Here is a 14,490-nt window from a genome sequence, read left to right on the forward strand (position 1 = left end):
AAGAACACAGGAGTGCGGACATGGGAATGGCAGTGGTTAAGACCCGCGCCGGTACGGGAATCGATGCCCCGCTGGTAAGGGTGGAAGTGCATCTGGCAAACGGATTGCCGGCATTTCAACTGGTGGGTATGGCAGAAACTTCAGTGAAGGAGGCCAGAGACAGGGTTCGTAGTGCGCTTATTAACAGCGGCTTTGAGTTTCCGGCAAGACGGATCACGGTAAACCTGTCTCCGGCAAGTATTCCCAAGCAGGGCGGCCGTTACGATCTCGCCATCGCGATAGGTATTTTAATGGCACATGGTCAGCTTAATGACAGCGCCTGTGACGGAATGGAATTTACCGGCGAGTTGTCGCTTACCGGCGAGCTGATGGCTGTCAGCGGCATTATCCCGGCTGTCATTGCCTGTAGATCTGCAGACCGCACACTGTTTCATCCCGCTGCAAACAAAAATGAAGCCGCACTGGTTGACCGTGCAAGGCGCTTTGCTGCCGATTCTTTAATTTCCGTTTTTCTGCACCTGGCAGGGCTTGAGCCCCTTGCCGCTGATGAAAACCATCCGGTAAAGCCTGCTCATGGCTCCGCACAGCCCGTGTGGGAAGGTATTCATGGCCAGCATCAGGCGAAACGGGCACTTATGATCGCAGCGGCCGGCGCGCATAATTTACTTTTCACAGGACCACCGGGCACCGGCAAAAGTTTACTTGCCAGCCGGCTGCTCCGCTTACTGCCGCCACTGTCAGCGGATGAGGCTCTGGATGTGGCGGCGTTGTATTCAGTCAAACATACCGTTACCCGTGACATCATTGCCGGTTGCCGTCCTTTCCGCTCTCCCCATCATACCAGCTCAGCCGTTGCGCTTACCGGTGGCGGTGCTTCACCGGCTCCCGGGGAAGTTTCACTGGCACACCACGGTGTACTATTTTTAGATGAACTGCCAGAGTTCGGCAGGCGGGCGCTGGATGTACTCCGCGAACCGCTTGAAACCGGTGAAGTGCATATTTCAAGAGCATCCGGGCAGGCCACCTTCCCGGCACGTTTCCAGTTGATAGCCGCAATGAATCCCAGTCCTACCGGCGATGCAGATGACGGCCGAACGCCACCGGACCAGATATTGCGATACCTGAGCCGCATATCCGGTCCGCTGCTTGACCGTATCGACATACAGGTGGAAGTGCCCCGCTTACCGGACTATCAGTTAACTTTGACCCCGGAAAACCACGAACCGGAAGACATCCGCCAGCCACAGCAAAAAGTAAGTCAGGCGCAGACTATACAGTACGCCCGCCAGGGGAGCCTGAACGCCATGTTGCCGGTAAATACACTGGCAGAAATGTGCGCGCTGTCTGCACAGGACACGCAGTTTATTCAGATGGCGGCTGAGAAATTGTCACTCTCTATGCGGGCATTTCATCGTGCACTGAAGGTGGCCAGAACCATTGCCGATCTTGAAGGGCAGGATACGGTTCAGCGCAATCACCTGTCAGAGGCACTGGGCTACCGTGCGCTGGATAATCTGCTCCGTCAGCTTAGCGGGATCTGAAATAAAGCATCAACCAATGGCTCGTTCCGGCGGGAAGACAAACAGCTGATCCCCAGCTCATAAGCTTCAATATCGCCAACCTGTATTTTGCTGACACTGCCTGCCATAGAGGAATGATCCAGCACAACCTGAGGTACAAACCCCACACCGCATTCCAGTGCCACCATGCTCACAATGGCTTCATTGCCTCCCACAGAAGCATACACGTTAGGTCTTATCCCGTGTTCTGCAAACCAGTGATAAGCAATCCGTCGCGTGGGGCCGTGTTCCGGCATGATCACCTGATGCCGCCGCCAGTCTATCTGAGCCAGTTCAGTAAGCCGCCAGTCACGGGGAGCAATCAGTACCAGCGGCACTTTGTCCAGTGGTGTGAATGTCATATCGGTAGGAAAATCAGGTGCATGGATGGCGATCGCCACGTCGCATTCCTTATGCTTCACCTTTTCGTTAGCCAGCGCCGGATCACCGGTCACCAGCCTGATATCCACACCGGGATAGCGGGAGCGGAACTGCCTGAGCAGGGCCGGCAGATGGCTCTGGCTGGCAGTTACCGAGCAAAAAACACTGAGCTCTCCTTGTAATGCTTCGCTGTCATCGTGCAGTTCACGTTGCAAAGATTGCCAGTCTTTCAGTACTTCCGTAGAGAACGCCAGCAGTTTATGGCCGGCATGGGTAAGGACCACAGAACGGTTATTCCGCTTCAGCAACACTGCACCGCACTCTTCCTCAAGCCTTTGAATACAACGACTTAGCGTGGACGGTGACACATACATTGCCTCAGCGGTATCACCGAAATGTAAACTGGATGCGAGATGATTGAAAAGTTGAAGTGAACGGAAATCCATAAATATTGCAAAAAATGAAATACTGTTTTGCGAATATATCATTTTCCAAAACAAAAGTGATCAAGTAATCTTCGCAGCAAGTCGTCATCGACGAGGTCATCGACTGGCTTTGAGCCCGTAGATAATGACTAGATTAATGATGTTCGGAATTTTATATGGCTAATTATTTTAATACTCTGTCTCTACGTCAGCAACTCGACCAGCTAGGTCGCTGTCGTTTCATGGAGCGCAGCGAATTCACAGACGGTTGTGAGTTCTTGAAAGGCAAGAAAGTTGTTATCGTCGGCTGTGGTGCTCAGGGCCTGAACCAGGGTCTGAACATGAGAGATTCAGGGTTGGATGTTGCTTACGCATTGCGTCAGGCAGCAATCGACGAAAAACGTGACTCTTTCCAGCGTGCAAGCAGCAACGGATTTAAAGTTGGTACCTATCAGGAACTGATCCCTGAAGCCGATCTGGTATACAACCTGACTCCTGATAAGCAGCACGCAAGCGTTGTTGAAGCGGTAATGCCGCTGATGAAAGAAGGTTCTGCATTAGGCTATTCTCACGGTTTCAATATCGTTGAAGAAGGTCAGCAAATCCGTAAAGACATCACGGTAGTGATGTGTGCACCTAAGTGTCCGGGTACTGAAGTACGCGAAGAATATAAGCGTGGTTTCGGTGTACCTACACTGATTGCGGTTCACCCTGAGAACGATCCGAAAGGTGAAGGCTGGGATATCGCAAAAGCACTGGCAAGCGCTACTGGCGGTGACCGTGCAGGTGTTCTGGAATCTTCTTTTGTTGCAGAAGTTAAATCAGATCTGATGGGCGAGCAAACCATTTTATGTGGTATGCAACAAGCCGCCGCTATCCTGGCATTTGAAAAAATGACTGCTGATGGCATCGACGCCGGCTATGCCGCTGCGTTAATTCAGTATGGTCTGGAAACCATCACCGAAGCACTGAAAATCGGTGGTGTAACAAACATGATGGACAGACTGTCAAACCCTGCGAAAATCAAAGCGTTTGATTTGTCTGAACAACTGACCGATCTGTTACGTCCGCTGTTTGAAAAACACCAGGACGACATCATCAGCGGCGAGTTTTCCCGCACTATGATGGAAGATTGGGCAAACGGTGATGCCAACCTGCTTAAATGGCGTGAAGAAACTGGTCAGTCTGGTTTTGAAAACGCACCTAAGTATGATGGTAAAATCACTGAGCAAGAATTTTTTGACCACGGCATCCTGTTAGTTGCCATGATCAAGTGCGGTGTAGAAGTTGCCTTCGACGTAATGGTTGAAGCAGGTATCTTACCTGAGTCTGCCTACTACGAATCACTGCATGAAACACCATTGATTTCAAACACTATCGCTCGTAAGCGTCTGTATGAAATGAACGTGGTAATTTCCGATACTGCTGAGTACGGTAACTACCTGTTCGCAAATGCTGCAGTACCGCTGATGCGTGAGAAGTTTATGCCGTCTATCGATACCAGTGTTATCGGCAAAGGTTTAAATGTCAGCTCTAATCAAGTTGATAACCGCCGCCTGGTAGAAGTAAATGATGCCATCCGTAATACCGGTGTAGAAGCTATCGGTAAAGAATTACGCGGCTACATGACGGACATGAAAGCCATCATTGGTGTGTAACGATTTCTGTCGTTAGGTGCTTAACCAAGCCCTCTTGCCCGACCATTTTGGTCGGGCTTTTTTATGCCTGAAATTCCATATCTGCAAACAAAAACACCGGCAGAACGCCGGCGCTTGAATTGAGTAAGCCATACCGCTGCGCTGATTATTTACCAGGCCCTGCAATATCGATTTCCGGTAACGGCTCTGCAGTATCAAAGCCCAGCACCTGAGAATAGAAATACAGCTCAGCATTCAGGGCTGTCACAATATTCTCAGACTTTCTGAAACCATGCCCTTCACCTTCGAACGACACGTAAGCTGTCGGAATTCCTTTGTCTTTCAGTGCTTCGAAAATCATCTCTGACTGATTTGGAGGTACCACTTTGTCTTCCAGGCCCTGTAGCAGCAGTAGCGGCGCATTGAAGCCATCGAGATGATGGATGGGTGAGCGTTCAATGTACAAGTCCTTTCGCTCCGGATACGGTCCGATCACCTGGTCAAGATAGCGGGATTCAAACTTGTGGGTATCTCCCGCCAGCGCCCCAAGATCGCTGACACCATAATGACTGGCACCCGCTTTGAACACGTCACTGAACGCCAGGGCCGCAAGCGTCGTGTAGCCACCGGCACTGCCACCGCGAATAATGAGCTTTCCGGCATCTGCCAGCCCCTGATCCGCCAGCCACTGCGCGCCGGCTACAGCATCTTCTACATCGGTTACACCCCATTCACCGTAAAGTGCATGACGATATTCACGGCCATAACCCGTACTGCCGCGATAATTAAGGTCGAGAATACCGAAGCCCCGGCTGGTCCAGAAATACTTACTCACTGAATAGGTGGGTGACGCTTTTGATGTCGGCCCGCCGTGGATCATCACAATGAGTGGCGGCGCACAGCCTTCTGGTGCTGACACGTCCGGATTCGCCGGCGGGAAATACGTGCCGTATGCTTTCGCGTTTTCACCCACCGGGAAACTCACTGCCTGAATGGCTGGCACCCACGCCGGGGGCAGCGTGGAATCACTGGAGGTTGTGATCACACTGACTTCAGGGGAGTCAGCGGTTAAATCAGATAAGGCAATCAGTTCACCCGGGCGGGTTTGCGGATCCTGAATGACATACAATGCAGAGTCCGACTCAACAAAGTCTTCAATAGCCGCACTTTCCGGCGTCAGCACATGCATTTCGCCGGTTTTTCTGTCAAACAGATAAAGCTGGCCAATGGCTCCCTGAACCACATTCGCCAGAATGGAGCCATCCTGACGGATGCGGTAGTAATGCTTACCCACCTGCCAGGCCGGTCCGCCTGTCTCTGAATTCTCCGGCTGCGGTGACAACAGAGTAAATGCAGTGCCCGACACCTGGTACAGTGACCACCAGTTATTCCGGTCGCTGAGCACGTACAGGTTACCTTCAGCATCCCACTGGGGATCGATAGCCGATTCACCGGTATCCGGGTTATGTACTGTCAGCCCTTCCAGTTTGCCGTCAGCAGCAAAGGCAGCCGACCACAGCGTAGTGTTATCCCAGGGCATATCCGGATGATTCCACGCGATAAAGGCAACGGATTTGCCATCCGGAGACAGGCCGGGTGCAGATACAAAGCTGCTGCCTGAAAAAAGCACTTCACCTTCTGACATCCCTTCAACCGGAATGGCAACCAACATATTCTCCGGCTCACCGGATACGCGATGATCTTCGCGGATACAAATCAGCCGGTTACGGGGCGCATCAAGCTCAAAGGCTCCAAAACGAATGTTTGCTGCCGGAGTGATAGCCAACGGCGCTTCGCCAATGACCATGCGGTAAACACGCTGATCATCAAAATGCGTAAACCAGACCACGCCGTTATTAACCAACATGGAACGGCCACCGTATTCGTGTACGCGTGTTCTTGCATTCCACGGTGCAGGCAGCACCTCTTGTGGCTCACCTCCACTTTGTCCCTTTTTTCTGCGCATGATGGTACACCGGCCTCCTTCTTCAGGCCGGGACTCAACCCAGTAAACAAAATCACCATCGACGGCCAGAGAGGACAGACCGCGACTACCCTGCACAACTGCCTGAGCGGAGACAGGAGATGGCCAGCCGCCATAACCGGTGGTGTGAGAAGAGGGTGTATTCATGAAGCTTCCTGTCTGATAACGGGTGTCAGTCCGGCTCGCCCCGGGTAAACGGGGGCAAACCACCTCAACACAAGATACCGCATCAGGAAGCGGGTTTGAATGCAGGGCTTACATTTACATATTCAAATGTGTACAGCCCTGCCGCCGTTTTCAGTGCACTGACTTTTCTGCAAATCTCACGCTCACAAAAGCGAGGGAGAAGAAGATCAGGAAGCCAAAACCGATAGGATATAAGGTGCCGTTTAAGAAACTGTCGATAGACAATGCGATAGGAACAGAGAATATACTCGACATGGAGCCGATGATGGCTGCGCCAAGGCCGGCCATCTGTCCCAGAGGCTGCATTGCAAGGGCGTTCAGATTACCGAACAGGATCCCCACAAAGAAGAATCCGCAGAACATAACCGGCAGAAGCAAGGTCAGAGGAGGTAATCCGCTGAATGCCGTGATAAGCGCCAGGAAAACGACAGAGAAACCCACAACGCCGTATAACGCAATACCCACCAGCTTTTTCATACCGAAGCGGACTACCATCGTGCCGTTAAAGAACGATGCCAGGCCGATGGAGAACGCGAGGAATGCAAAGATAAACGGGAACATGGTGCCTGTGTCGTAATATTCCTGAAAAATGGTCTGTGAAGCACTCAGGTATCCCAGGAAAGCACCGAACATAAAGCCCATGGCGACGGTATAACCCATCACGTTTCCGTGGGTCAGAATAAACTTCGAAGACTGGAAAAATTTAGACCAGGCGAAGCGGCCCCGCCGGTCAGCAGGCAGTGTCTCCGGCTGACGGGACAAAAACCATGTGCCGGTGAACACAGAGACAATCAGAAACAGCGTAAAAATATGCGTCCAGTGGAAGAACGTCAGGACAGCCTGACCCACCATCGGTGCAATCATCGGCACCAGAATGAAAACCATCATGATGAATGACATCACTCTGGCCATTGCATCGCCCACATACAAATCGCGGATGATCGCCATTGCAGCCACACGGGGACCGGAAACACCGAATGCCTGTATTAAACGGCCGGCCAGCATAGTAGACATGTCGTCTGCCATCATACAGACCACAGTGCCTACAACAAAAATCGAGATGCCAAGTAAAATGGCTTCCCGCCGGCCACGGGTATCAGAATAGGGGCCAAAAAAGAGCTGACCGAAAGCCATGCCGCCGAAGAAAATAGACACAATCAGATGCGCATCATGGGGATCGTCTGCATGCAGCGCTTCGCCAATCTGGATCAGAGCAGGCAACATCGCGTCGATGCTCAGGGCAACCAATGAAGTCATTAACGCCATCAGAGCAACAAACTCGACAAGGCCCAGCGTTGGCTTAATTGGGGAAGGGTTTTCTGACATGTGTGTTGTCTACTCTAATCGACATAAAATAAAGGGCGCATAGTATAGCCTGAATTTGCCGGAAATTGCGTCAGTCTTTACCGCCGGAATGTAGAAAATTTACACCTTTTAAAGCATAACCGGTTTGATAAAACGCATACCCCGGCAAAATAGCGCCTTTTGAACTTTGCAGTCCGGGATATACTCTAACGCCTGTGATAATGCAGGTTTAGTTTCAACGGCAATTTTACGCAGTTGATAGCGTCTGAAAGATGATCGTTTTGCATCGTTTCTACGAATACCATTATCATTGTACGACCGTTTTTTTAGGGTAGGCATCCATCAATACTGTTTTCCGGCTTTTGCAAGAGAGCCTTTCTATCACGGGGCTTTAATGCACACTTTCCATCTGCACCACAGGAAAAGGAAATTCGCCCGGTTATGATTCACCGTTTTACTGTTAACGCCTGGCAGCGTTTTGTGCTGTCCTGCGCCCTCGTGTTACCTGCATTTTGCACCTTCGCCATCGATGTGGATATTGAAGGCGTAGAAGACGGGAAACTGGAAGATAATATCCGTTTACACCTTAACAGTCTGGATATCAGCAAAGATGTGTTGTCAGACCCGTTCTGGCAGGATGAGCTGGGCGCGACTGTGTCAACAGCGGTTGAGCCTTTCGGCTATTACAACAGCACGACAACCGTAGAAGTATCCGGCGATGATGTGATCCTTCATGTGAATCTGGACACGCCGCTGACAGTGACCAATGTTACCCGTGAGATCATCGGTACCGGCCGTGAAGATAAAGATTTCCGTGACCGCTTTAATGCCTTTTCGCTGAAAAAAGGCGATGTATTGAATCAGCCGGTATACGAAAACTTTAAATCGTCCATGTTTAATTACGCGTTGTCCCACGGTTATTTTGACTTTAACTGGCAGGCAACGCGGCTCGACCTGGTCAGGGAAGAAAGAGCAGCCAATATTCTGCTTATCGCACAGAGCGGCCCCCGCTATAAGTTCGGTGAAGTAAAGCTGATTGGCGATCAGAAATCTGAAGCCATCCTCAACCGGTTAAAGCCCTTTGAATCCGGCGAGTATTACTCGTCAGCGAAACTGACAGAATTTAACCGCCGTCTGAATCAGTCGGGTTACTTCTCCCGTGTTATTGCCCGTCCGGTGGTCAGCGAAGCGGTGGATCTGACCGTGCCCGTTGAGATTACACTGGTACACAAGCCCAGGGATACCTTTAACGTGGGCCTGGGTGCAGCTACAGATACAGGTGCCCGGTTGCGGTTAAAATGGGAACGGCCATGGATCAACACCCGCGGGCATTCGGTCACCTCTGAACTGTTTTTATCTTCACCGGAGCAGTCGTTTACGGTGGACTACCGTATTCCAATGCAAGACATCACCAATGACTACCTCAGTATTGAAGGCGGTTACCAGTTTATTGATTACAGCAATACCAATACCGAGGCTGAAACCCTTACCGTTGCCGCTCACCGTTACTGGCAGGAAGCCAATTCCCCCTGGCAGCAGGACGGCTCGCTGACTTATCTGCGGGAAAATTACACCCAGGGTACGAGTGTGGAACAGACAACTCAGTTGGTCATGCCGGGGTACGCCATACGTTATCTGGATCGTAACGACCCGCTGAATATCACCAAAGGCACCTACCTCCAGGCGTTTTTCCAGTTTGGCCGTGACAACGCCGGTTCTGACATCAATATCACTAAAACCGTTTTGGAAGGCGGCATGATCCGCACACTCAATAAACACTGGCTGATGCTGAGAGCAGAGGGCGGTGCCATTGAGACCAATGACTTTTACCGTGTACCTGCATCACTGCGGTTTTTCGCCGGTGGTGATCAGAGTATCCGGGGCTTCGCTTACCGTGATATCTCACCGAAAAAGAATGTTTATATTGACCCGGAGACTGGTGAAGAGGTTGTTGACGTCATTATCGACCCGGAAACCGGAGAGGAACTGACCGACGTGTCGGTGGGCGGCCGCTACCTGGTGACGGCCAGTGTTGAATACGCCTACCGTGTAGCCGAAAACTGGCGTGCTGCGGTCTTCACTGACGCCGGTACGGCAACCAACGACTTTGACGAAGGCCTGGCTTATGGCTTTGGTGTGGGTTTTCACTGGTTATCGCCTATCGGACCTGTGCGGGTTTATGGTGCCAGAGGTCTGTCTGAATTCGAAAACAGCTGGCGGCTTCACTTTATTCTGGGGCCGGAACTATGAGCAGACGGAAGTTCACTTTCTGGTTTTTTACCATTCTGCTGCTGATTGTACTGATTGCAGGCCTTATCATCAGTCCGTTAGGTACGCCTGTGATCCGCTATATTGCGAACAAGGCTGTCGACGGATTACATATCGAAAATATCAACGGAACGGTACTCAGTGACTTCTCTGTAGAAGGCGTAAGCTGGCAGAACGAACAGTGGTCGGTAAACGTTAAACGGGCTGAAATCAATGTAGTTTTGGGCTGTCTCATCACATCCAAAGTGTGTATCGACTACCTGAATGTTGATGGCACCCGTGTTGAGCAACTCTCCGGAGCACCGGCTGAGGATGAGCCGGAACCGGAAAGTACAGAACCGGTCGAAATTCCGGTTCCGGTGAAAATCAATGCATTAGGTATTACAGATGTGTCGGTTAAGTTGCTGGCAGGTCACATCACTCTGCAGTCTTTGTCACTGGAAGGTCAGGCCTTTAAAGAGGTGACGCTGTCACCAGTAAATATTGAAGGACTTATTGTCGCACTGCCAGAAAGTACAGAGAAAGCAGCAGATAAAACGGGTGATGACAAACCGGTGAGTTATGCACTGAGCTATAAAGCGCCGGAACTGCCTGAAATCGTCATCCCCATCCCGGTCACCGTGCAAGACTTCACCCTGCGTAATACACAGTTAAAGCAGGGCGACGCAGTGACGCAGGAAATGGCGCTGCTGAGTTTCAGTACCCTTACACTGGAATCAAGCGACATCGCACTGGATAAGCTCCACGTGGAACATACGCTGGCCAAACTCGATGCGGATGCAAAGGTGACCTTGTCCGGAGATTATCCTCTGTCTTTAGCAGCCAGTGCTGATGTTAATGCCGCCGGTGTGGAGGAGCAGGTCAACGTGTCTGCCGACGGCTCCCTGAAAGCTTTAGCACTGGATGTTGATGCCAGCGGAACATATTCAGCCAGCGTGACCGGTAACGCCAGCATTCTGGATGATACGCTGCCCCTTGAACTCTCTGTTAGCTGGCCGGAGCAACCTGTACCTGACGTTAAGGACACCAGATTGTGGGAAGGTGCGCTGGATCTCACAGGTACCATGGGCAACTACCATTTTACCGCCAAAACCGGTGCAAGCTTGCCGGATATCGGCGATATTCCCGTTGATGCCGATGTTGTACTCAACAGCAACAACATCACAGTGAATGCCCTGACAGTGGATATCCTGGAAGGGAAAATTACCAATACCGGCACACTGTTTTTAAATGAATCTGTCAGTTGGTCGGGAAAAACCAGACTTAACGGCATTTCAGCGCGCAGCTTGTCGCCCTATGCACCATCGCAAATTGAAGGCGGACTAACCAGTCTGATGCAGCTCACCGACAAGGGCGTTGAAGTCAGCGTTACCGATCTTGCAGTGGACGGCATCAGGGACGGTAGTGAGCTGAACGTGACAGGATCACTGGTGTACTCTCAGGCCAGCGATTTAATTGTTACCAACTTAGGTGTTGTACAGGAAAAAAACCGGGTTCACGTTGCCGCGCAAGTATTTAACCAGCGTTACATTAATGCAGATATCGACCTGGACGTAGACGCCACTGAGCAGCTTTATCCTGATGTATCCGGTCAGATAAAAGGTCGTATCAAAGCCAAAGGTGAATGGAGCGATCCGGTGGCGGAAGGTGACATCACACTCACCGGCGTAAAAGTATCGCCGGTACTGAGTGCGCTGGCCGCTGAACAGGGGGAAATGAACGGTAATCTGGGGATCAGCGGCTCTTTATCAGCACACAATTTTAATGTGGATCTCACCCTGCCTGATCATCATCTGAAACTGGAAATGGACGGCGCGTGGAAAGATGAACGCTACACCGCCGACATCACAAACAGCCAGCTGGGATTGCTGACAACACGGTGGCAGTTAAATCAGCCTTTCCGGGTTGCAGTGCGGCCAGAACCTTTCAGCATGAAAATATCTGAGAATTGTTGGGAGTCCCGTGAGAACGGTGAGCTTTGCATCGAAGATGTGCTGTTCAAAGATGAACGGACAAAATGGATTGTCAAAGCGAACGGTCTGCCACTCGGGTTGTGGGCCCATGAGCTGCTGCCCGACACATTTACAGCCAGTTCTGATGCGAAGCTGTCGGTGAATACAACCGGTGAATTTGGCAAGAATGCGCCAATGACAGCGAATTTTGATCTGGCAGTCACTCCGTCTGTCTGGACAATGGGGCCTGAACAGCAACTGAAGCTGAACCTTGATGAAGTCTCCGCCAAAGGCCGGTATGAAGATGATTTGCTTACCTCCACACTGAACATTCTCAGCGAACAGCTGGGGGCGGTAAACGCCGACATGAAAGTCAGACCCGTTGAAGAAAACATTCCGCTGGAAGGAACGGTGAATATCGACAATATCCGCATCGCACCGTTCAAACCCATGTCAAAAGCGATACGGGAACTGGAAGGCGCACTGAACGGCCAGCTGGCAATTAAAGGCACGGCAAGCTCACCGTCGCTCACCGGCAGCGTGAAGCTGACAAACGGCAATGTGGATATTGAAGATATGCCGGTGAAAATAGGCGACTGGGAACAGACTATCGAATTCGTTAACCGCAGTGCCACCTTTAACGGCGCGTTTTTGCTCGGTGAAGGAAAAGGGACGTTGTCCGGCGATGTTAGCTGGGAAGATGAGCTTACCGCTAATGTGAACCTTAAAGGCAAACGCTTCCAGATTAACCAGCGTGATATCCGCATGCAGGTGTCGCCTGACATTACAGCCAGCATCAAACCCAACAACGTAAAGGTGACCGGTAATGTGAACCTGCCCTGGGCCAGAGTAAAAATTGAAGAACTGCCTGCCAGTGCGGTTTCGCCATCCAAAGACGTGCATTTACGGGGCGAACCGCCGGTTGAAGACCCGCTGGATATTATTGATGCCACTGTCATGGTAAACATCGACAAAGACAAAACCGGCGAAGTAAAGTTGGATGCTTTCGGGCTGACAGCTAATCTATACGGCGGCATTGAAGTCAGAACCCATCCTGCACTGGTGGGATACGGCGATTTGCAGATCCTTGACGGACGCTACCAGGCCTATGGTCAGGACTTGATTATCCAGACCGGTGAAGTGCAGTTTAACGGCCCGTTGGATCAACCTATGCTGCTGGTTGAAGCTATCCGCGACCCGGACAAAACTGAAGATGGTGTGGTTGCAGGGATCCGCATTGACGGCGCGGCTGACAGCCCGAATATAAACTTATTCTCTGAGCCGGCAATGAACCAGAGTAACAGTTTGTCATACCTGTTAACCGGCTCCGGCCCGGGGTCATCCAGTTCTTCTTCGCCAGACTACAACGCCTTGCTGCTGGGCTTCGGTTTATCCAATACAGAGAAGCTTCAAGGCAAAGTGGGCAGTGCGCTGGGGATTGAAGATTTCAGCGTTGGCACCACATCAAGTGCAGGGGGCGGCGCAACGAAGTTATCATTGAATGGCCGCATAAACGATCGTTTTACTGTGCAATACAACGTTGACGTGGGCCTGAGCGGAGACAACAGCAGTACGCAAACACTGAGACGACGTCAGGAGCCACCCGACCTGGCACTGCGTTATCGTCTGTTACCCAAACTGTTTGTAGAAGGTGTACAGACAACCATTGAAGAACAAACGGAATTTGCTATCGATTTTTATTATGAGTTCTTTCTGGGCGGCCCGCAGGAAGCAGAGAAAAAAGCTGATGATGAGGCTGACGAGGAGTAATCATGCAATCTGTACCGTTTTCCATTCTTGACCTGGCGCACATCGGTGAAGGCCAGACGGCAGCCGATGCCTTTGAAAAAAGCAAAGCCATTGCGGCAGAAGCAGAAGCACAAGGCTACCAGCGCCTCTGGCTGGCAGAACACCACGGCATGCGGGGCGTAGCCAGTGCAGCAACAGCAGTATTACTGGCGGCCATCGGTAATGCCACCCGCCATATCCGTATCGGCTCCGGCGGCATTATGTTGCCCAATCACTCACCGCTGGTCATTGCCGAACAGTTCGGTACGCTGGCGACACTGTTTCCGGGCCGGATTGATTTAGGCCTTGGCCGGGCGCCGGGTACAGACATGGCGACGGCCATGGCGCTTCGCAGAAATATGCACGCCAGCGTGGATGACTATCCCGCCGATGTGCAGGCTCTGCAGGCGTATTTGTCTGATGACAAAGGTGGCAAGGGAGTTATCGCCATGCCGGGCGCAGGCACTCGTGTACCACTTTGGCTGCTGGGCTCCAGCCTTTACTCAGCAAAACTTGCCGGTCAGCTCGGTTTACCCTATTCATTTGCCTCCCATTTTGCACCGGAAATGTTGCAGGATGCCATAAGCGTTTACCGCGCCAGCTTCAGACCCTCTGAACAACTGGAGAAACCTTTAGTATCCGCCGGTGTGATGGCTGTAGTCGCTGATGACGAAGACGAGGCTGCCCGGCTGTTTACGTCGGTCCAGTTGCAATTTGCTAACCTGAGAAAGCAGGCCAACAAACCCATGCCGGCTCCGGTGGATCACATTGAAGCCGTATTGTCTGAATATGAAATCGCGGCCATCAATAACACCCTTCGCTTTGCCATTACCGGCACGCCGCAGCAGGCTGAGCGCCAGATTGCACAGTTTATTGAGGCTACCGGCGTAGATGAGATGATTTTCTCATTCCCGGTCACCGATACCGGAAAATGCTTACAGGCAATCCGTCATGTTGGCAGCCTGACGTCAGTGATGACTAAGCAGGACTGGGCCGCCTGAACAA

General features: G+C 51.6%; 8 protein-coding genes. 5 read left to right on the forward strand and 3 right to left on the reverse strand.

The genetic code is table 11. The annotated features are described in order from the left end of the window. Positions 1-20: 20 nt before the first annotated feature. Entirely contained in the window at positions 21-1,541 is a 1,521-nt protein-coding gene (locus ACXAGC_RS02875; protein ID WP_474842225.1) for a YifB family Mg chelatase-like AAA ATPase, read from the forward strand. Here the strand turns inward: ACXAGC_RS02875 and ilvY are convergent. Then, positions 1,523-2,386, reverse strand: a complete 864-nt coding sequence (gene ilvY, locus ACXAGC_RS02880) for an HTH-type transcriptional activator IlvY (protein ID WP_119503564.1) — start codon at positions 2,384-2,386, stop codon at positions 1,523-1,525. The two genes, ACXAGC_RS02875 and ilvY, sit on opposite strands and share 19 nt — an antisense overlap. Positions 2,387-2,541: 155 nt before the next feature. On the opposite strand from ilvY, the gene ilvC reads away from it, so the two are divergent. Beyond that, positions 2,542-4,023 (forward strand): ketol-acid reductoisomerase, encoded by a 1,482-nt coding sequence (gene ilvC, locus ACXAGC_RS02885; RefSeq protein WP_119503171.1) that lies wholly within the window; start codon positions 2,542-2,544, stop codon positions 4,021-4,023. A gap of 145 nt (positions 4,024-4,168) precedes the next feature. Here the strand turns inward: ilvC and ACXAGC_RS02890 are convergent, their stop codons facing one another. Together ACXAGC_RS02890 and ACXAGC_RS02895 are read right to left on the reverse strand one after the other, a co-directional pair. Next, positions 4,169-6,133, reverse strand: coding sequence for an alpha/beta hydrolase family protein (locus ACXAGC_RS02890; RefSeq protein ID WP_474842227.1), 1,965 nt, complete (start codon positions 6,131-6,133; stop codon positions 4,169-4,171). A 150-nt stretch (positions 6,134-6,283) separates the two neighbouring features. Beyond that, positions 6,284-7,498 carry a multidrug effflux MFS transporter gene (locus tag ACXAGC_RS02895; protein WP_474842229.1) on the reverse strand — a complete coding sequence of 405 codons (1,215 nt, stop codon included), beginning with the start codon at positions 7,496-7,498 and terminating at the stop codon, positions 6,284-6,286. A 420-nt stretch (positions 7,499-7,918) separates the two neighbouring features. Here ACXAGC_RS02895 and ACXAGC_RS02900 point away from each other — a divergent pair, with 420 nt between their 5' ends. From ACXAGC_RS02900 to ACXAGC_RS02910, 3 genes are read left to right on the forward strand one after another with little or no spacing between them, the layout of a single operon-like run. After that, positions 7,919-9,727: an autotransporter assembly complex protein TamA gene (locus tag ACXAGC_RS02900; protein WP_303572488.1), complete on the forward strand. Its 1,809-nt coding sequence runs from the start codon at positions 7,919-7,921 to the stop codon at positions 9,725-9,727. Further along, positions 9,724-13,467, forward strand: a complete 3,744-nt coding sequence (locus ACXAGC_RS02905) for a translocation/assembly module TamB domain-containing protein (protein WP_474842231.1) — start codon at positions 9,724-9,726, stop codon at positions 13,465-13,467. Before ACXAGC_RS02900 ends, ACXAGC_RS02905 begins: the two co-directional genes overlap by 4 nt. Continuing rightward, complete coding sequence (locus ACXAGC_RS02910) at positions 13,467-14,486, forward strand: LLM class flavin-dependent oxidoreductase (protein WP_474842410.1); 1,020 nt, start codon at positions 13,467-13,469, stop codon at positions 14,484-14,486. Before ACXAGC_RS02905 ends, ACXAGC_RS02910 begins: the two co-directional genes overlap by 1 nt. Positions 14,487-14,490: the final 4 nt, after the last annotated feature.

It is taken from the genome of Alteromonas sp. AWJ4_197 (assembly GCF_056160285.1).